At 68.5% G+C, this 19,238-nt stretch carries 16 protein-coding genes; 11 read left to right on the top strand and 5 right to left on the bottom strand.

Annotated elements, in window-relative coordinates; translation table 11 throughout:
- Window positions 1–107: 107 nt before the first annotated feature.
- Window positions 108–500 carry a TraR/DksA C4-type zinc finger protein gene (locus DIE12_RS01735; RefSeq protein WP_124519602.1) on the top strand — a complete coding sequence of 131 codons (393 nt, stop codon included), beginning with the start codon at window positions 108–110 and terminating at the stop codon, window positions 498–500.
- Between the two features lie 167 nt (window positions 501–667).
- On the top strand, window positions 668–2,461 hold the full coding sequence (gene polX, locus DIE12_RS01730) for a DNA polymerase/3'-5' exonuclease PolX (protein ID WP_124519600.1): 1,794 nt from the start codon (window positions 668–670) through the stop codon (window positions 2,459–2,461).
- Between the two features lie 33 nt (window positions 2,462–2,494).
- On the opposite strand, the gene ald is transcribed toward polX, so the two are convergent.
- On the bottom strand, window positions 2,495–3,610 hold the full coding sequence (gene ald / locus DIE12_RS01725) for an alanine dehydrogenase (RefSeq protein WP_124484957.1): 1,116 nt from the start codon (window positions 3,608–3,610) through the stop codon (window positions 2,495–2,497).
- 350 nt (window positions 3,611–3,960) lie between these two features.
- Here ald and DIE12_RS01720 point away from each other — a divergent pair, with 350 nt between their 5' ends.
- The 5 genes from DIE12_RS01720 to DIE12_RS01695 all read left to right on the top strand — a co-directional run bounded on the left by DIE12_RS01720 (window position 3,961) and on the right by DIE12_RS01695 (window position 10,880).
- Window positions 3,961–4,377: a DUF3995 domain-containing protein gene (locus DIE12_RS01720; protein ID WP_124519598.1), complete on the top strand. Its 417-nt coding sequence runs from the start codon at window positions 3,961–3,963 to the stop codon at window positions 4,375–4,377.
- Between the two features lie 638 nt (window positions 4,378–5,015).
- Window positions 5,016–5,753 carry a gluconate 2-dehydrogenase subunit 3 family protein gene (locus DIE12_RS01710; protein ID WP_124484955.1) on the top strand — a complete coding sequence of 246 codons (738 nt, stop codon included), beginning with the start codon at window positions 5,016–5,018 and terminating at the stop codon, window positions 5,751–5,753.
- A complete protein-coding gene (locus DIE12_RS01705) occupies window positions 5,753–7,531 on the top strand; it encodes a GMC family oxidoreductase (protein WP_124519596.1) in 1,779 nt (592 codons plus the stop codon). The genes DIE12_RS01710 and DIE12_RS01705 overlap by 1 nt, the downstream gene beginning before the upstream one ends.
- Window positions 7,528–8,955, top strand: coding sequence for a cytochrome c (locus DIE12_RS01700; protein WP_124519594.1), 1,428 nt, complete (start codon window positions 7,528–7,530; stop codon window positions 8,953–8,955). The genes DIE12_RS01705 and DIE12_RS01700 overlap by 4 nt, the downstream gene beginning before the upstream one ends.
- Before the next feature lie 209 nt (window positions 8,956–9,164).
- Window positions 9,165–10,880: a cation:proton antiporter gene (locus tag DIE12_RS01695; RefSeq protein ID WP_124519592.1), complete on the top strand. Its 1,716-nt coding sequence runs from the start codon at window positions 9,165–9,167 to the stop codon at window positions 10,878–10,880.
- A gap of 195 nt (window positions 10,881–11,075) precedes the next feature.
- Here DIE12_RS01695 and DIE12_RS01690 read toward each other — a convergent pair whose 3' ends face one another.
- The 3 genes from DIE12_RS01690 to DIE12_RS01680 all read right to left on the bottom strand — a co-directional run bounded on the left by DIE12_RS01690 (window position 11,076) and on the right by DIE12_RS01680 (window position 13,764).
- A complete protein-coding gene (locus DIE12_RS01690; protein WP_124519590.1) occupies window positions 11,076–12,968 on the bottom strand; it encodes a penicillin-binding protein 2 in 1,893 nt (630 codons plus the stop codon).
- Window positions 12,969–13,004: 36 nt separating this feature from the next.
- Window positions 13,005–13,277, bottom strand: a complete 273-nt coding sequence (locus DIE12_RS37910; protein ID WP_185640811.1) for a hypothetical protein — start codon at window positions 13,275–13,277, stop codon at window positions 13,005–13,007.
- Window positions 13,278–13,416: 139 nt separating this feature from the next.
- Window positions 13,417–13,764, bottom strand: a complete 348-nt coding sequence (locus DIE12_RS01680; protein WP_044842963.1) for a DUF3564 family protein — start codon at window positions 13,762–13,764, stop codon at window positions 13,417–13,419.
- 640 nt (window positions 13,765–14,404) lie between these two features.
- Here DIE12_RS01680 and DIE12_RS01675 point away from each other — a divergent pair.
- Complete coding sequence (locus tag DIE12_RS01675; protein WP_124519586.1) at window positions 14,405–15,616, top strand: SDR family oxidoreductase; 1,212 nt, start codon at window positions 14,405–14,407, stop codon at window positions 15,614–15,616.
- Between the two features lie 82 nt (window positions 15,617–15,698).
- On the opposite strand, the gene hpaR is transcribed toward DIE12_RS01675, so the two are convergent.
- A complete protein-coding gene (gene hpaR, locus DIE12_RS01670) occupies window positions 15,699–16,139 on the bottom strand; it encodes a homoprotocatechuate degradation operon regulator HpaR (protein WP_044842965.1) in 441 nt (146 codons plus the stop codon).
- A 153-nt stretch (window positions 16,140–16,292) separates the two neighbouring features.
- Here hpaR and DIE12_RS01665 point away from each other — a divergent pair, with 153 nt between their 5' ends.
- The 3 genes from DIE12_RS01665 to hpaE are packed head-to-tail and all read left to right on the top strand — an operon-like array spanning window position 16,293 to window position 19,229.
- Window positions 16,293–16,982 (top strand): fumarylacetoacetate hydrolase family protein, encoded by a 690-nt coding sequence (locus tag DIE12_RS01665; protein WP_124519583.1) that lies wholly within the window; start codon window positions 16,293–16,295, stop codon window positions 16,980–16,982.
- The gene (locus DIE12_RS01660; RefSeq protein ID WP_124519581.1) at window positions 16,979–17,743 is read left to right on the top strand and encodes a fumarylacetoacetate hydrolase family protein; all 765 of its coding nucleotides are present in this window, start codon (window positions 16,979–16,981) and stop codon (window positions 17,741–17,743) included. The genes DIE12_RS01665 and DIE12_RS01660 overlap by 4 nt, the downstream gene beginning before the upstream one ends.
- 22 nt (window positions 17,744–17,765) lie before the next feature.
- On the top strand, window positions 17,766–19,229 hold the full coding sequence (gene hpaE, locus DIE12_RS01655; protein WP_124484947.1) for a 5-carboxymethyl-2-hydroxymuconate semialdehyde dehydrogenase: 1,464 nt from the start codon (window positions 17,766–17,768) through the stop codon (window positions 19,227–19,229).
- The last annotated feature ends 9 nt before the right edge of the window (window positions 19,230–19,238 follow it).

The following is a 19,238-nucleotide window of genomic DNA, read 5'->3' as shown; positions in this document are numbered from 1 at the left end:
CGCGCATCCGGGCACGACGAGCCGGGCATCCCGGGCCGCCGTGCACCGGCGCGACAACCGCGCGCCGCATGCCTCATTGCGCGGAACCCGGAAAAGGAGGGACGGCGATGGCGCTCGATCGAGAACAACGGCAGACGCTGCAGCGACGGCTGACCGAGAGCGAGCTGGCGTTGCGTGCGGAGATCCGGACGAGCGAGGACCAGCGCGCGTCGGAGTCCTATGCGGAGCTTGCCGGCGCGGCGCCGGACGAGGGCGACGAGGCCAATGCCGATCTGTTCGTCGACATGGATCACGCGCTGATCGGGATGAAGCTGGCCGAGTTGCGCGCGATCGGGCGCGCGCAGCAGCGCATGCGCGACGGCAGCTACGGCGAGTGTATCGATTGCGATGCACCGGTCGGCTACGAGCGACTGCTCGCGCGCCCGACCGCCGAGCGTTGCACGCATTGCCAGTCGATATACGAGCGGCGCTACGCGACGACACCGCGCGCATCGCTGTGACGTCGGTGCAGGGGCCACGCAAGCAGCGAGCCCCGCGCGGAACGACACGGGCAATCGGCGCAGGATGACCAACGGGCACCCGCCGCCGTCGACATGCGGCGCCGGGCGGGCCGACGCCGGCACGCCGGCGCACGGCGCCATCCACGTGGAAGGGAGCCACGCCGATCATGCCGATCCACAATGCCGAGTGCGCGGCCGTCTTCACCGAAATCGCCGACATGCTCGAGATCCAGGGCGCCAACCCGTTCCGGGTGCGTGCCTACCGCAACGCGGCCCGTACGATCGCCGACTACGGGCGCGACATTCCGGCGATGATCGAGAGCGGCAGCGATCTCGGCCGGATTCCATCGATCGGTGCCGATCTCGCGGCGAAGCTGCGCGAGATCGCCGCGACCGGTACCTGCGAACTGCAGCAAACGCTGCGCCATGCGTTGCCGGGCGCGATCGTCGAACTGCTCGACGTGCCGGGGCTCGGCGCGAAACGCGTCAAGGCGCTGCATGACGCACTGCACGTCGACTCGCTCGAGCAACTGCGCGTCGAAGCGAAGAGCGGGCACGTGCGCGCGCTGCCGGGTTTCGGCGCGAAGACCGAAGCGCACCTGCTCGACGCGCTCGACGAGCGCCTGAAGCGCGAGCCGCAGCGCTTTCTGCTGCCGGATGCCGCGCAATCGCTGATGCCGTTGCTCGAGCGCTTGCGCAAGGTGGGCGGCGTCGGCGAAGCGGTGCCGGCCGGCAGCTTTCGCCGCTGCCGCGAGACGGTCGGTGATCTCGACATCCTCGTGACCGCACGCGATCCGGCCGCCGTGGCCGATGCGTTCGTCGGCTATGGCGAGGTCGCACGCGTGCTCGCGAACGGCAAGACGCGTTCGAGCGTCGTGCTCGGCAACGGGCTGCAGGTCGACCTGCGCGTCGTCGACGCCGACGCGTTCGGCGCGGCGCTCGTCTACTTCACGGGATCGAAAGCGCACAACATCGCGCTGCGCCGGATCGCGCAGGCCGGCGGGCTGAAGATCAACGAATACGGCGTATTCCGCGGCGACGAGCGGATCGCGGGCGCGACGGAGGCATCCGTCTACGAGGCGATCGGCCTTCACTGGGTGCCGCCCGAGTTGCGCGAGGGCCGCGGCGAGATCGACGCGTCGCGCGTCGGCGCGCTGCCGGCGCTGGTCGAACGCAAGCACGTTCATGGCGATCTGCATGCGCATACCGACGCATCGGCAGGGCGCGACAGCCTGCGCGCGATGGCGGACGCGGCGCGTGCGCGCGGGCTCGCGTATCTGGCCGTCACCGATCGCACGCCGGAGTCCGGCGGCGGCCGTACCGATGCCGACTGGCTCGTACGGCAGATCGACGAGATCGACCGCCTCAATGCGTCATTCGACGACTTCGTGCTGCTGAAGGGCGTCGAGGCGGGCATTCGCGAGGACGGCAGCCTCGATGTGGCCGACGACGTGCTCGGCCGGCTCGATCTCGTGGTCGGCGCGGTACGTGACCGCTTCGACCTGCCGGGCGACGCGCAGACCGAGCGGATGCTGCGCGCGATCGATCACCCGTATTTCACGATCCTCGCGCATCCGACCGGCCGGCTGCTCGGCGAACGCGACGCATGCGAACTCGACGTGCCGAGCGTGCTCGCCGCGGCCGCCGCGCGCCACTGCTTCGTCGAACTCGACGGCGACCCGCGGCGGCTCGATCTGCCGGACGTCTGGTGCCGCGAGGCCGCCAAGGCCGGCGTCGCGGTGGCGATCGGCTCGGACGCGCGGTGCGCGGACGATCTGGACAATCTTGGATACGGTATCGGCCAGGCGCGGCGCGGGTGGCTCACGCGACAGGACGTGCTCAACACGCGCACGCTCGCGCAACTGCGGCCGCTGCTGGCGCGCACGATGGGTGCTAGTGGTGCGAGTGGCACAACCGGCACAAGCATCGCGTCGAAGCGCGGCCGCCCGAAGCGCGCGTGACGGCGCACGTGCGCGCCGTTACGCATGCCGAAGTCAGGCCAGCACGTCTTCCGCCGGTACGTACGGCAGCCCGAGCGCCAGCGCGACGGCCTCGTACGTGATGTGGCCGTCGCACACGTTCAGGCCCGCGCGCAGATGCGGGTCGTCGGCCATCGCGCGTTTCCAGCCCTTGTCGGCGAGCGCGAGCGCATGGCCGAGCGTCGCGTTGTTCAACGCGAACGTCGATGTGCGCGCGACCGCGCCAGGCATGTTCGCGACGCAGTAATGCACGACGCCGTCGACGACGAAGGTCGGCTGCGCATGCGTCGTTGCATGCGAGGTCTCGAAGCAGCCGCCCTGGTCGATCGCGACGTCGACGACGACGGCGCCCGTGCGCATCGTCGCGATCATGTCGCGCGTGACGAGCCGCGGCGCCGACGCGCCCGGCACGAGCACCGCGCCGATCACGACGTCGGCGTCGCGCACGGCTTCGTCGATCGTATGCGCGTTCGAGCAGACGGTCGCGATCCGGTTCGCGAAGACCAGATCGAGCTGGCGCAACCGGCCCACGTTCGTGTCGAGCACGGTGACGCGCGCGCCGAGGCCGACCGCCATCTGCAGCGCACCGGTGCCCACCACGCCCGCGCCGAGCACCACGACGTGCGCGGCCGGCACGCCGGGCACGCCGGCCATCAGCACCCCGCGGCCGCCGCGCGGGCTTTCGAGGTGCGTCGCCGCGACCTGGATCGACATGCGGCCCGCGACCTCGCTCATCGGCGCGAGCAGCGGCAGTCCGCCGCCCGGGCCCGTCACGGTTTCGTACGCGATGCAGACCGCGCCGGACTTCACGAGCGCGGCCGCCTGCTCGGGATCGGGGGCGAGATGCAGATACGTATAAAGAATCTGTCCGCGCCGCAGCATCGCGCACTCGGCCGCCTGCGGCTCCTTGACCTTGATGATCATGTCGGCGCGCGCGAAGAGGTCGCGCGCGTCGTCGCACAGTGCGGCGCCGGCGGCCGTGTAGTCGTCGTCGAGCAGACCGATTGCCGTGCCCGCGCCGCGCTGCACGAGCACGCGATGGCCGTGTCGCGTGAGCTCACGTGCGCCGGCCGGCGTGAGGCCGACGCGGTATTCGTGATTCTTGATCTCCTTCGGCACACCGATCAGCATGAGTTGTCTCCATGGGTATTTGTCATGGTTGTCGTGCCCGGGCGCGCCGCGATCGTCCGATCGTGCGTGCCGGCGAACGGCACGTGTGCGACGGTTGCGCATGCACGGTTCGCGTGCCGTACTGGAATAAGAGGGTAGCGGTGCCCGGAGGGAAGTCAAGCGGCGGCCCGATGCGACGGCGCGCGCACTGCACCGCAACACGCGGCATGGCGTATTGCGACCGGACGTCGCACTGCATGCGGCACGCGGTTTGGGTATCGTCTCGTGTGGCGCGGAGCGGGGCCGCGCGCCGGATTCCTTCCGGCTGGATCACGACACGACGACACGATGAGACAAGGAAGCTTACCGACATGACGGGCGCGTATTTCAGCGTGCCGACGCTTTGTGCGATCGCACTCGTTCACGTCTACTGGGCGTTCGGCGGACAGCTCGGCAAGCGTGCGGCCATTCCGGAACAGGACGGCGTACCGTTGCTGCGGCCGACCGTGCCCGGCACGCTCGCCGTCGCGGCGGCGTTGCTGGCCGGCGCAAGCGCGGTGGCGTCGCGCGCGGGCTGGCTGTGGCAGAACCTGTATCCCGGCGCGATCGCGTTCGCGATCGTTGCGCTCGCACTGATCTTCGCGGTGCGCGCCGTCGGCGATTTCCGCTACGTCGGCTTCTTCAAGCGGGTTCGCGGGTCGCGTTTCGCGCGCATGGACAGCCTCTGTTACTCGCCGCTGTGTTTGGCACTTTCGTTGTCGATCGCGTCGATGCTGTGGCCGTGGTGAGCACTGCGGCGAGCGGGACGGCCGTTTTGCCGCGAGCCAAGCGGTAACGCGCGTCGCGGGCGCCGCATCGGAAAGCACCGAGCGGCGCGGGCACGGCAACCCTGAAAAACGACGGGCGCCGGTCGGGCGACGTCCGCGCGTGCGTCCGGCCCTGCGATCGACGCCGCGGCCGCGCCACGGCTCTTGCGTATTCCGGAAAACGATTTCCTCATTATTGCGATTTTCGATGTAATGAATTGCACCGAACTCTTTGGAAATGGAACCGGTTCCATCTATAATTCGCGGCATTTGTCGCCGGGCCCGAAATGAGGGTCGTGCACGTTGCGCTTGCCGTCGGCCGGCGCGGCGTCTAAGTTGAATAGGCCATGGCGATGAGGGCCAGATGCGGGCGGCAAGCCCGTATTTGTCCGACGATAAGACCCGCGAAGAGGTCGACCCCGCGCGGCTGCCGGAACCGGCGCGCCGCGCGGCTGCATGACGGGCGCCACCGCGCAGTGCGCGGCCGGCGCCTGCATCGAGCTTGCTCGCAACATCGCAAGAAAGGACGGCCGGCCGCGCGCGGCATGGCTGCCGTGTCGGGCATGCCGCATCCGGAATGCGGTTCCCGCATCACGCTCCCCAACGATCAACATCCGACCATGTCCACGCCACCCGACAAACCCAACTCGCGTCGCCGCTTCCTGCGCACGTCGGTCGCGCTCGTGCCGATCGCGTCGGTCGCCGGTTGCGACCTGCGCTCGTCGTCGTCCTCGACCGCGGCCGGCAATGCCTCCACTGCGTCGGCCGGCGCCGAACGCGCGCCGTACAAGCCGACCTTCTTCGATGCGAAGGAGTGGGCATTCGTCCAGGCCGCCGTCGACCGGCTGATCCCGGCCGATGCCGAAGGCCCCGGCGCGCTCGAATCGGGCGTGCCCGAATTCATCGACCGCCAGATGGAAACCCCGTATGCGCACGGCGCGACGTGGTACATGCAGGGGCCGTTCCAGCAGGGCGTGCCCGAGCTCGGCTACCAGCTCAAGCTCGTGCCGCGCGACATCTACCGGCTCGGCATCGCGGCGGTCAACCGCTATTGCGAAAAGGCCCACGGCAAGGCGTTCGCCGACCTCGACTCGCCGACCCGCGACACCGTGCTCGGCGAACTGGAAAAAGGCGGCGCGCAGATCGACGACGTGCCGTCCGCGGTGTTCTTCGGCCTGTTGCTGCAGAACACGCGCGAAGGCTACTTCTGCGATCCGGTGCACGGCGGCAATCACGACATGGCCGCGTGGAAGATGATCGGTTTTCCGGGCGCGCGCGCCGACTTCATGGATTTCGTCAATCAGAACGGCAAGCCCTATCCGTACGGCCCCGTCTCGATCAACGGGGAGCGCACCTGATGGCCGCAGAAAAGAAGCCGCACGTCGATGCGGTGATCGTCGGCTTCGGCTGGACCGGCGCGATTCTCGCGAAGGAACTGACCGAAGCGGGCCTGAACGTCGTCGCGCTCGAGCGGGGCGAGTATCGCGACACCTATCCGGACGGCGCGTATCCGAACACGATCGACGAGCTGACCTACAACGTCCGCAAGAAGCTCTTCCTCGACCTGTCGAAGACGACCGTGTCGATCCGCCACGGCGTGCAGGACACCGCGCTGCCGTACCGGCAGCTCGCCGCGTTCCTGCCGGGCGAGGGCGTCGGCGGCGCGGGGCTGCACTGGTCGGGCGTGCATTTCCGGATCACGCCCGAAGAATTGCGCCTGCGCAGCCACTACGAAGAGCGCTACGGCAAGAAGTTCATCCCCGAAGGGATGACGATCCAGGACACGGGCGTCACCTACGACGAACTCGAGCCGTATTTCGACTTCGCCGAGAAGGTGTTCGGCACGTCGGGGCAGGCGTACAAGGTCGGCGGCAAGGTGGTCGGCGACGGCAACGTGTTCGAGGCGAACCGCAGCGACAACTTCCCGCTGCCCGCGCAGCTCAATACGTATTCGGCGCAGCGCTTCTCCGACGCCGCGAAGTCGCTCGGGCTGCATCCGTACCGGCTGCCGTCGGCGAACACGTCGGGTCCGTACACGAACCCATACGGCGTGCAGATGGGGCCGTGCAACTTCTGCGGCTACTGCAGCGGCTACGCGTGCTACATGTACTCGAAGGCATCGCCGAACCTGAACATCCTCCCGGCGCTGAAGCAGGTGCCGAACTTCGAGCTGCGCTCGAAGTGCCACGTGCTGCGCATGGACCTCGACGACACGAAGAAGCGCGCGACGGGCGTCACCTACGTCGACCCGGCCGGCCGTGAAGTGCACCAGCCGGCCGATCTCGTGATCGTCGCCGCGTTCCAGTATCACAACGTGCACCTGCTGCTGCTGTCGGGCATCGGCAAGCCGTACGACCCGATCTCGGGCGAAGGCGTGGTGGGCCGCAATTTCGCGTACCAGAACCTGTCGACGATCAAGGCGTTCTTCGACAAGGACACCTTCACGAACCCGTTCATCGGCGCGGGCGGCAACGGCGTCGCGGTGGACGACTTCAACGCGGACAACTTCGACCACGGCCCGCTCGGCTTCGTCGGCGGCTCGCCGCTGTGGGTGAACCAGGCCGGCGTGAAGCCGATCAGCGGCATCGCGACGCCGCCGGGCACACCGCAGTGGGGCTCGGCGTGGAAGAAGGCCGTGAAGGACAACTACGCGCACACGATCTCGATGGACGCGCACGGCACGAACATGTCGTATCGCGACGTGTACCTCGACCTCGATCCGACCTATCGCGATTCGTACGGCCAGCCGCTGCTGCGGATGACGTTCGACTGGAAGGACAACGACATCAGGATGGCGCAATACGTGACCGGACAGATGAAGAAGATCGCGGAGGCGATGGGGCCGAAGGCGATCGGCGTGTCGACGCGCGAGTTCGGCAAGCACTTCGATTCGCGCGCATACCAGACGACCCACCTGGTCGGCGGCGCGATCATGGGCACCGACCCGAAGACGAGCGTGCTGAACCGCTACCTTCAGTGCTGGGACGTGCACAACGTGTTCGTGATGGGCGCGTCGGCGCTGCCGCAGGGCATCGGCTACAACCCGACCGGGATCATCGCGGCGCTGGCCTACTGGTCGGCACGTGCGATCCGCGAGCAATACCTGAAAAATCCCGCCCCGCTGGTGACCGTATGAAGAGGACAGTGAACCACCACAACGCCGCGCGCCGGATTTCCCCGCTGCGGCGCGCACTGGCGATCGGCACGGCATGGGCGGCGTTCGGTCTCGCGGGCGGCGCCGCGTTCGCGCAGCCGGTATCCGCGCCCGCCGCGGCTTCGGGCCCGGCCGCCGCACCGGTCGCGCAGTCTGCCGACGCCAACCTCGTCAAGCGCGGCGAATATCTGGCCCGCGCGGGCGACTGCATCGCGTGCCACACCGCGAGCGGCGGCAAGCCGTTCGCGGGCGGGCTGAAGTTCGACACGCCGATCGGCGGCATCTACTCGACGAACATCACGCCGGACCCGAAGACGGGCCTCGGCGGCTGGACGTATGAGGACTTCACCCGCGCGGTGCGCGAGGGCGTGCGCAAGAACGGCGACACGATGTACCCGGCGATGCCGTACCCGTCCTATGCGCGCCTGACCGACGACGACATGAAGGCGCTGTACGCGTACTTCATGCACGGCGTCGCGCCGGTCGAGCACGCGAACCGCGCGGTCGACATCGTGTGGCCGCTGTCGATGCGCTGGCCGCTGACGTTCTGGCGCAAGATGTTCGCGCCGGCGCCGAAGCCGTTCGATGCGGCGCCGTACAGCGATCCGGTGGTCGCGCGCGGCGCGTATCTCGTGCAGGGGCTCGGCCATTGCGGCGCGTGCCACACGCCGCGCGCGGCGACGATGCAGGAACGCGCGCTGACCGACGCGGGCGGCCTCGACTTCCTGGCCGGCGGCGCGGCGATCGACGGCTGGGTGCCGACGAGCCTGCGCGGCGAGCCGCGCACCGGGCTCGGCACGTGGAACGAAACGGAGATCGTGCAGTTCCTGAAGACCGGCCGCACGCTGCGCACGGCCGCGTTCGGCGGGATGACGGACGTGGTCGGCCACAGCATGCAGCACATGAGCGACGGCGACCTGACCGCGATCGCGCGCTACCTGAAGACGCTGCCGCCGCGCGTGCAGGGCGAGCAGCCGCACGTGTACGACGCGGCCGCGGCGAAGGCGCTGCAGACCGGCGACGCGAGCAAGCCGGGCGCCGCCGTCTATCGCGACAACTGCATGGCGTGCCACCGCAGCGACGGCCACGGCTACACGCGCGTGTTCCCGGCGCTCGCCGGCAACCCGGTCGTGCAGGGCGACGATCCGACGTCGCTGATCCACGTCGTGCTGGAAGGCAGCGCGCTGCAGGGCACCCATACGGCGCCGTCGACCTTCACGATGCCGCCGTTCGGCTGGCGCCTGTCGGACCAGGAAGTCGCGGACGTGTCGAACTTCGTGCGCACGAGCTGGGGCAATACGGGCGCGCCGATCACGGCCGCGCAGGTCGCGAAGGTGCGCAAGGGCACGCCGTCGACGCGGCCCGAGCCGCCGCCGGGCGCGCGGTTCCCGCAGGCGTCGCGCTGACGCACGCGGCGGGGTATCCGGCCCCGCCCGATCGATCCGCCTCGCGGCGCCCACCGGCCCGCGGGGCGTGTTCCGCCCGCCCGGGGTTGTACCCCGCACTGGCGTGCCGACGCGTGAATTTTTCGCCGTGGCGCGCCAATTTTTCGCCTCATCCCTTATCCTTCCATTCTTGAACCTTACTAAATCGTTACAAGAACTCGGGAGGGGGGATGCCTCATGACATCAGCCTGATTGCGTTGCTCGCGGCCGGTTTCGGTCTCGCGATGATCTTCGGTTACCTCGCGTCGCTGCTGAAAATGCCGCCGCTCGTCGGCTATCTGCTCGCCGGGATCGTGATCGGCCCCGGCACGCCCGGTTTCGTCGGCGACCTGTCGCTCGCGCAGCAGCTCGCGGAAGTCGGCGTGATGCTGCTGATGTTCGGCGTCGGCCTCCATTTTTCGCTCGGCGACCTGCTCGCGGTGAGGAAGATCGCGCTGCCGGGGGCCGTCGTCCAGATTATCGTCGCGACGCTGCTTGGCGGCGGGCTCGCGCTCACCTGGGGCTGGAGCCTCGGCGCGGCGCTCGTGTTCGGGCTCGCGCTGTCGGTCGCGAGCACGGTCGTGCTGTTGCGGGCGCTCGAGGGGCGCGGGCTCGTCGAGACGGTCAACGGACGCATCGCGGTCGGCTGGCTCGTCGTCGAGGATCTCGTGATGGTGCTCGTGCTCGTGCTGCTGCCGCCCGTCGCGGGGCTGCTCGGCGGCACGCCGCCCGGCGATGCGCACGCGGCCGGCGGCAGCGTGTGGGGCACGCTCGGCGTCACGATGCTGAAGGTCGCCGCGTTCATCGCGCTGATGCTCGTGGTCGGCAAGCGCGTGTTCCCGCGCATCCTGTGGCTCGTCGCCCGTACCGGTTCGCGCGAACTGTTCACGCTGTGCATGATCGCCGCGGCGGTCGGCATCGCGTTCGGCGCGGCAAAGCTGTTCGACGTGTCGTTCGCGCTCGGCGCGTTCTTCGCCGGGATGATGATGCGCGAGTCGGAGTTCAGCCGGCGTGCCGCCGACGAGACGCTGCCGCTGCGCGACGCGTTCTCGGTGTTGTTCTTCATTTCGGTCGGGATGCTGTTCGACCCGAAGGTGCTGCTCGCCGAGCCGCTGCATGTGATCGAGGTCGCGGCGATCGTGCTGATCGGCAAGACGCTCGCGGCGGTCGCGCTCGTGATCGCGTTCCGCTATCCGCTGAACACCGCGCTGACGGTCGGCGCCGGCCTCGCCCAGATCGGCGAGTTCTCGTTCATCCTCGCGGGGCTCGGCCGTGCGCTCGGGCTGTTGTCGGCCGAGGGGCAAAGCCTGATTCTCGCGGTCGCGCTGATCTCGATCGCGATGAACACGCTGCTGTTCGCGATGATCGATCCGGCGCTCGTATGGATCCGCAAGCATTCGGCGTTCGCGCGCAAGCTCGAGGCACGCGACGATCCGCTCGCCGCGCTGCCGATGTCGACGCCGCAGACGCACCTGACCGGCCAGGTCGTGATCGTCGGCTACGGCAAGGTCGGCACGCGGATCGCGCATGCGCTGGACGAGCGCGGGATCGCCTATGTCGTCGTCGAGCAGAATCGCGAGCTCGTCGAGAAGCTGCGCGCGGACGGCGTCGCGGCCGTGTCGGGCGACGCGATCGAGCCGATCGTGCTCGTGCAGGCGCATATCGCGCGCGCCGGGATGCTGGTCGTCACGCTGCCGGACGTATTCGACGTGCGGCAGATCGTCGAGATCTCGCGCACGCTCAATCCGGCGCTGGAGGTCGTGCTGTGCACGAACAGCAGCGACGAGGCCGACCTGCTGTCGAGCGAGGGCATCGGCATCGTGTTCATGGGGGAGAGCGAACTCGCGCGCGGGATGACCGAGCACGTGCTCGGCAGGATGGCGAAGCCGGTGGCGGCCGCGCATTGATGGTTAGCGGCCGGGATCGCTCGGATCGACAGGATCGCTGCGACTGCGCGGATCGCCGGGATTACAGGATTGCGCCGGCCTCTCGGAACGGCGCGTGCGGCGGGTTCTACGTAGCGAATAGCCGATCTCGATCGGTCAGCCGACCTGTTCGCCGCCGCGCCACGCCCCGGCGACTTCACCAACGCCCAGGCGGCTTCAGCCCGCCGCCTTCGTCTGTACGGCCGTGCCGGATTGCGCGGCCGTTTTCACAGGTGCCGACGCCTGTTGCCCGGCTGCCGTCTTTGGTTGCACGGCGGCCTTCGGCGCCACGACCGTCTTTTGCGGCGCGGCAGCCTTGAGCGGCGCATTCGGTGTCGGCTCGACCGGCGCGTCCGGCGGCACGCCGAGCAGCTGCAGCGAGCCGCTCGTGACCGACGAGAACACCGGGCCGGCCACCGTGCCGCCGTAATAACCCTTGCCGCGCGGCTCGTCGATCATCACCGCGACGATCAGGCGGGGGTTGCTCATCGGCGCCATCCCCGCGAACAGTGCGCGGTACTTGCCCTTCGCATAGGTTGCGCCGACCTGCTTGCGCGCCGTGCCCGTCTTGCCGCCGATCCGGTAGCCGTCGACGCGCGCGCGGCGCCCCGTGCCGCCTTCGCCGACGGCCGACTCGAGCATCGAACGGATCGCCGCCGCGGTCTGCGGCGACGTCACGCGATGGCCGCGATGGGCCTCGATCGTCTGCGGGTCGGAACCGTTCCTCAGCAGCGACACAGGGTGCAGCGTGCCGTCGCCCGCATAGGCGGTGTAGGTCTGCGCGATCTGCAGCAGCGACATCGACAGCCCGTAGCCGTACGCCATCGTCGCCTGCTCGATCGGCCGCCAGCGCTTGTAGCCGCGCAGGCGGCCCGACGCGACGCCCGGGAACGTCAGTTCCGGCGCGCGGCCGATCCCGTATTCCTGGTACTTGTTCCAGATCGTTTCGGCGGGCAGGTTCAGCGCAAGCTTCGCGAGCGCGACGTTGCTCGACTTCTGCAGTGCCTGCGAGACGGTCAGCGAGCCGTGGTTCGACGTGTCGTGGATCACGGCCGGGCCGATCTTGTAGGTGCCCGGCGACGTGTTGATGATCGTGTTCGGCGTGACCTTGCGCTCGTCGATCGACAGCGCGACGACGAGCGGCTTGATCGTCGAGCCCGGCTCGAACGTGTCGATCACCGCGCGGTTGCGCAGCTGCTGGCCCGTGAGGCGTGCACGGTCGTTCGGGTCGAAGGTCGGATAGTTCGCGAGCGCGAGGATTTCGCCGTTCTGCGCATCGAGCACGACGACGCTGCCGGCCACCGCGTTGTTCTCGAGCACCGCGGCCTTGAGCTGGCTGAACGCGAGTTGCTGGATCCGCCGGTCGATCGTCAGTTCGATCGTCGCGCCGTGCTGCGCGGGCACGAGCGGGCGCGTGTCGGACACGATGCGGCCGAGCCGGTCGCGGATCACCTCGCGCTGCCCGGACGTACCCGACAGCCGCCCGTTCGCCGCGAGCTCGACGCCTTCCTGGCCCTTGTCCTCGACGTTGGTGAAGCCGACCACGTGCGCGGCCGATTCGCCCTCCGGATAGAAGCGCTTCGAATCGGCGATCTGCGTGATGCCGTCGATTTCGAGCTTGCCGAGCCGGCTTGCGGTCTCGGCGTCGATCTGCCGCTTGAGCAGCACGAACGTACGGTCGTTGCGCAGGCGGCGCTTCACCTCCGCGAGCGGCATGTCGAGCAGCTTCGCGATCTGCGGATAGTCGATTTCGGCGACCTGTTTCGGGTTCGCCCAGATTTCATAGGTCGACAGGCTGACCGCGAGCATCGCGCCGTTGCGGTCGACGATGCGCCCGCGCATCGCGTCGAGCTCGATCGTGCGCTGGTACCGCTTCTGGCCTTCCCCGACATAGAAATCCTGGTTCGCGACCTGCACCCAGAACGCGCGTCCGATCAGCGCGGCGAAACCGAGGGACACCATGATCACGACCAGCTTCGAGCGCCACATCGGCAAGCGCGACGCGAGCATCGGGTGCTTGGTCGCGGCGGCGTACGGATCGGCGGGGTGGGTCTTCTTTTTCACGCGCATGCAAGGGCCGGGTCGGGCCGCCGGACGGGCGGCAAGTCAATCGGAATAATGTGATTGTAATAAATGAGTAAACGTCGTGTGGGGAAACTGTGCTTCGGCCCCGTAAAAGATGCGCGTCGGCGGCCGGGCTTCGGGCGGAAAAGGCGGGATGAAGGCGGGAACGAAGGCAGGAACGAAGGCAGGAACGAAGGCAGGAACGAAGGCAGGAACGAAGGCAGGAACGAAGGCAGGAACGGCGGCGCGGGCATTGCCCGATGTCGCCGCCGAATCGGAATGGCGCGGCGGGTCTTGACCGCGGATGCGACTCAATCAACCCGGCCCCGATTATTTTCGGGACGGAAAAATAAAAACGCCTCGAAGAGAGGCGCCGTTATTTCTGAATATCGAAATGAATATCACGGAAACCGGAATAAACCCGAAAACCGCAGAGGATTGCCGTCAAAAATACCTATCGCGCGACGGAAATGAATTCGTGGTATTCCGGCTCCGCCGTGGAGCGATCGACCGCCTGCAGGCGCCACGCGCCGTCGGGGTGCTCGCCGGCGAGCACCGCGGGACCTTGTTCGCGCTGCATCGCGCTGAACGACAGGCCCTTCAACTGGCACACGGCATTCCCGCTGTCGGCGGCGCAGAGGGCCATCGCGCCTTCCACGTCCCGAACCTTGCCCCAGGCCGGTAGATCGATGCCCTGGTGTGCCTCGCGCGACCACAGCCGCTCGTCGGTATCGACCCACAACACCGCGTACGAGTGCCGGGTTGCCGATTCGCTGCCATTAATCCGGATAGTGAGGCGCATTGGAACGTCTCCTGGAAAGTAGAAAATGACACATTCGACCGATTTGGTTTGGATAGTCTAGATAGACTGCAGTGAAACGCAAGCGATAATCCTCAATAAATCCGCATTGTGTCTATTGGTGTCTCGGATGAAAGGACGTCTGACGATACGCGCGGATTCCGGCCCCGCGCGCAAACGCAGACGACACCGCGATCTGCATGCCGCGGCCTCGCTCCGGGTCTGCCCGGGATATGCGATGACTAGGCCGGGGCGCGTCGATGTGTCGCGCCGAAGCGCTGGCCCGCAGCACGCCGGCGAACCTCCGTCGCAAGCTGCCCGACCGGGCGTTTCACCGATTTGACGAGCCGGCCGGCACGACACACCCCGACATTCGTGCACAAATCCACACACTTTCACGAAACTTTCAGGACAGACTTGCGGACGATCCGGCCCCACACTTGGATTTTCCCGATCCTGCGCCGCGGACGTCCGTCCGTGGCGGGCCGCCGCCTCGTGTCAGAGACGCGATCGACGCGATCGCGGGCCGCAGCCGGTCGGGACTGCCGGGGCGAGCGTCGGCCCCGGCCCGGCCGACCGCCGTGCGCAGCGCCGCGATCCGGGGCTGCCGCGCCGTCCGGCCGATTCTTCGAAGGAGACTATCGTGCTGATCTGGAAAACCGCGTTGTCGCTCAACTGGCGCACGAGCCTCGTGTCGCCGGCCAGCGCACCGGTCGCGGCGGCCAACGTCGGGCGGCTGGTGCTCACCGGCGCCACCGGCTTCATCGGCAGTACCGTGCTGACGGCGCTCGTCAACGCAGGCTTGCTCGAGCGCATCGTGTGTGTCGTGCGCGCCGGGAATCGCGGCCACGCGGTCGCGCGTTTGCGTGAAGCGGCGCTGCGCGCGGGGCTCGCGCCGTACTGGGCATCGCGTCTCGGCGACGCGAACGTGGTCGTCGGTACACTCGGCGACGTGTGGCAGGGCGCCGACGCGCCGCGTCTCGCCGGCGCGACGCACGTGATTCACTGCGCGGGCCACGCGTCGCCGGCCGACGGCAGGCATCTGCGGGCTGACCTCGCCGATTCGCTGCGCTTTGCCGAGCGGTTCGCGCACGCACCGCAACTGCAGCGTTTCGTGTACGTCGGCACCGCTTATGCGCATGCGGGCCGCGGCGGGATCGTTTACGAGGAGATGGCGGGTGCGGCGGCGAGCGACGCGGCGCAGGGCAGCGACGGGCTGCACGGCGCGGTGCTCGCGGCCGGCTACCTGCAGGCGAAGGCGGAAACGGAGCAGCGCCTGCGCGCGCTCGGGCTGCCGCTCGTCGTCGTGCGTCCGTCGCACGTCGTCGGTCACACGGTGCTCGGCACGCGGCCCGCGCCGAACTCGTTCTGGATGTTCCGCGTCGCGCACGCGGCGCGCCGCTTCACGGCACGGCCGATGACGCGCATCGACATCGTGTCGGTCGACGACGTCGCACGCGCGACGATGCTGCTGGCCGTGAAGCCGACGCTGATGCACGACGTGTACCACGTGTCGGCCGGCGACGAGGCGCCGCAGGTCGCGCAGATCGTGCGTGCGATGGACGAGGCGGCCGGCATGACGGGCGCGCCGCGTTACGCCGCGTGTGCGCCGGCCGACCTGCCGTTCGTGGTGCGCGACGTGCTCGGGCGGTCCGATCCGGCGCTCGAGCGCGTGATCGGCCGGGCGTTGCAGCGTGGCGCGGAGTTCGCGACGGTCGATCGCGTGTTCGACAACCGCCGCGTGCGCGACGAAATCGATTTCGAGCCGCTGCCGTTCATCGATTACGTCGAGGAATGCATGCGCACGTCCCGCGGCGTCGCGGTGACCGAACTGATGCGCGGGGCGCTGCACTGACGGCCCGCGCGATCCGCGGCTTGCCGGTTCCCGGGTTCGGGTTCGCCCGCCGCCGCTCGCCGCGGTCCGGCCGCGGCGGGCCCTACGACGCGTTGCCGAGTTCGATCAGCCGGTCGAGCGCGCGGTAGATGTCGTCCAGGCCGTCCTGGCCGAAACGCGCTTCGAGCTGGCGATACTGCTCGTCGATGCGCGGGCCGATTTCGGTCACCAGCTTCCTGCTTTGCGGCGTCAGGCTCACCAGCAGCCGGCGCTGATCTTCCTGCGCGCGTGTGCGCGTGATCAGGCCGTCGCGCTCCATCCGTTCCAGCACGCCGGTGAGGCTCGGGCTGAGGATGCAGCAGCGGCGCGCGATCTGTCCCGCTTCGAGCGCATTCGCCGGCTCGCCGTCGAGCACGCGGATGATCCGCCATTGCTGTTCGGTCAGCGCGAATTCCTTGAGAATGGGGCGGAACAGGCCCATCAGCGTTTCGCGGGCCTCGAGCAGCAGCATGGCCAGGTTGCGATGGTCGAGCGTACGGTTCATCGGGGGTGGGGAATGGACGGGGACGCATCAATCTTAACAGCCCACGGTGCTGAATTTCATGTATCAGGGTAATCGCGGTTGCCAGTGTCCGATTGTTTACTTAAGATGTTAACTATTGACGATGCGCCGCGACGCGCGGCAGGGGAATGACGCATGGAGCTGTCTTGCAGGACCGCCGCGGCGCCGCCGCTGCCGGTCGCCATCGGTACCGTCTACGGTGCGCTGCTCAACGAGCGCGCCGCACTCGACGCGCTCGGCGATGCCGTGCACGCACCGCCTTACGGTCGTCCGCCGCAGGCGCCGATCCTTTACATCAAACCGGCCAACACGCACGCGGCCGATGGCGCGGCCGTCGTGGTGCCCGCGGGCGTCGATGCGCTGGAGATCGGCGCGTCGCTGGCCGTCGTGTTCTCGCGGCGCGCGACGCGCGTGCCGGCCGCGCAGGCGCTCGACTACGTGCACGGCTTCACGCTCGCGAGCGACGTGTCGGTCCCGCATCCCGATTACTACCGTCCGGCCGTGCGCTTCAAGTGTCGCGACGGCTTCTGCCCGCTGGGCCCGGCGATCGTGCCGGCGGCCGCGCTCGGCGATGTCGACGCGATCGGCCTGACCGTGCGGATCGACGGCGACGCCGTGGTGTCCGCGTCGACCGCCACGCTGATCCGCCCGGTGCGGGAACTGATCGCCGACGTGACGGCGTTCATGTCGTTCGACGCGGGCGACGTGCTGCTGCTCGGCGTCGCGGGTCGCGCACCGCGTGCCCGCGCGGGCAGCACGATCGGGATTACCGCCGCCGGCATCGGCACGTTGCGGCATACGCTGATTGCGGAGGAAGCACGATGAAGACGGCGCGCGTGATCTACAACGGCGCACTGCATGCGGCCGAACCGGCCGGCGACGGCGCGATCCGCCTCGACACGGGCCGCGTGGTCACCGAGGACGTGGTGACGTGGCTGCCGCCCGTCGCGCCGCGCACGACGTTCGCGCTCGGCCTCAACTACGCGGACCACGCGAAGGAACTCGCGTTCAAGGCGCCGAGCGAGCCGCTGATCTTCCTGAAGGGGCCGAACACGTTCATCGGCCACCGCTCGCGCACCGTGCGCCCGGCGGACGCGACGCACATGCACTACGAGTGCGAACTGGCCGTCGTGATCGGCCGCCCGGCGCGCAACGTGAGCCGCGCGCAGGCGCTCGACCACGTCGCGGGCTACACGGTCGCGAACGACTACGCGATCCGCGATTACCTCGAAAACTACTACCGCCCGAACCTGCGCGTGAAGAACCGCGACACCTGCACACCGCTCGGGCCGTGGTTCGTCAGCCGCGACGAGATCGGCGACGCGGGCGACCTGACGCTGCGCACGACGGTGAACGGCCGGGAGACGCAGCGCGGCAGCACGCGCGACATGATCTTCGACGTGCCCGCGCTGATCGAGCACATCAGCAGCTTCATGACGCTCTCGCCGGGCGACCTGATCCTGACCGGCACGCCGGAAGGGCTGGCCGACACGAAGCCGGGCGACGAGGTCGTGACCGAAATCGAAGGAATCGGCCGGCTCGTGAACACGATCGTCGGCGAAGCAGACTACTATCGCGCCGGCTGAGCCCGTCGCCCAAGGAGAGCACATGACCATCAAGCACTGGATCGGCGGCCGTGAGGTCGAGAGCCGCGAGACCTTCACGACGCTGAATCCCGCGACGGGCGACGCGATCACCGACGTCGCGTCGGCCGGCGAGGCCGAAGTCGACGCGGCCGTGCGCGCGGCGAAGGACGCATTCCCGAAGTGGGCGAACACGCCCGCGAAGGAGCGCGCGAAGCTGATGCGCAAGCTCGGCGAGCTGATCGAGAAGAACGTGCCGATGCTCGCCGCGCTCGAGACGCAGGACACCGGCCTGCCGATCGCGCAGACGAGCAAGCAGTTGATTCCGCGCGCGTCCGAGAACTTCAACTTCTTCGCGGAAGTGTGCGTGCAGATGAACGGCCGCACGTATCCGGTCGACGACCAGATGCTGAACTACACGCTGTACCAGCCGGTCGGCGTGTGCGCGCTGGTGTCGCCGTGGAACGTGCCGTTCATGACCGCGACGTGGAAGACGGCGCCGTGTCTCGCGCTCGGCAACACGGCCGTGCTGAAGATGTCGGAGCTGTCGCCGCTGACGGCCGACCAGCTCGGCCGGCTCGCGCTCGAAGCCGGCATTCCGCCAGGCGTGCTGAACGTCGTGCAGGGATACGGCGCGACGGCCGGCGACGCGCTGGTGCGCCATCCGGACGTGCGCGCGGTGTCGTTCACGGGCGGCACGGTCACGGGCAAGCGGATCATGGAGCGCGCGGGCCTGAAGAAATACTCGATGGAGCTCGGCGGCAAGTCGCCCGTGCTGATTTTCGACGATGCCGATTTCGACCGCGCGCTCGACGCGTCGCTGTTCACGATCTTCTCGATCAACGGCGAGCGCTGTACCGCGGGCTCGCGGATCTTCGTGCAGCGCACGATCTACGACCGCTTCGTGCAGGAATTCGCGCGCCGTGCGAACAACCTGGTGGTCGGCGATCCGTCCGATCAGGCGACGCAGCTCGGCGCGATGATCACGCGCCAGCACTGGGAGAAGGTGACCGGCTATATCCGGATCGGCGAGCAGGAAGGCGCGCGCGTGGTGGCAGGCGGCGCGGACAAGCCGGCCGGCCTCGCCGACCATCTGCGCAACGGCAATTTCGTGCGCCCGACCGTGTTCGCCGACGTCGACAACCGGATGCGCATCGCGCAGGAAGAGATCTTCGGGCCGGTCGCGTGCCTGATTCCGTTCGAGAACGAGGAGGAAGGGCTGCGGCTTGCGAACGACACGTCCTACGGGCTCGCGTCGTACATCTGGACGCAGGACGTCGGCAAGGTGCATCGCCTCGCGCGCGGCATCGAGGCCGGGATGGTGTTCGTGAACAGCCAGAACGTGCGCGACCTGCGCCAGCCGTTCGGCGGCGTGAAGGAGTCGGGCACCGGGCGCGAAGGCGGCGAGTACAGCTTCGAGGTGTTCGCGGAGATCAAGAACGTGTGCATCTCGATGGGTTCGCATCACATTCCCCGCTGGGGCGTGTGACGGGCGCGG

The organism is Burkholderia sp. Bp9015 (assembly GCF_003853505.1).
Taxonomy (GTDB): Bacteria; Pseudomonadota; Gammaproteobacteria; order Burkholderiales; family Burkholderiaceae; genus Burkholderia.
Note: the sequence above shows the minus strand (reverse complement) of the source record. Positions and strands in the feature narration are given on the sequence as shown.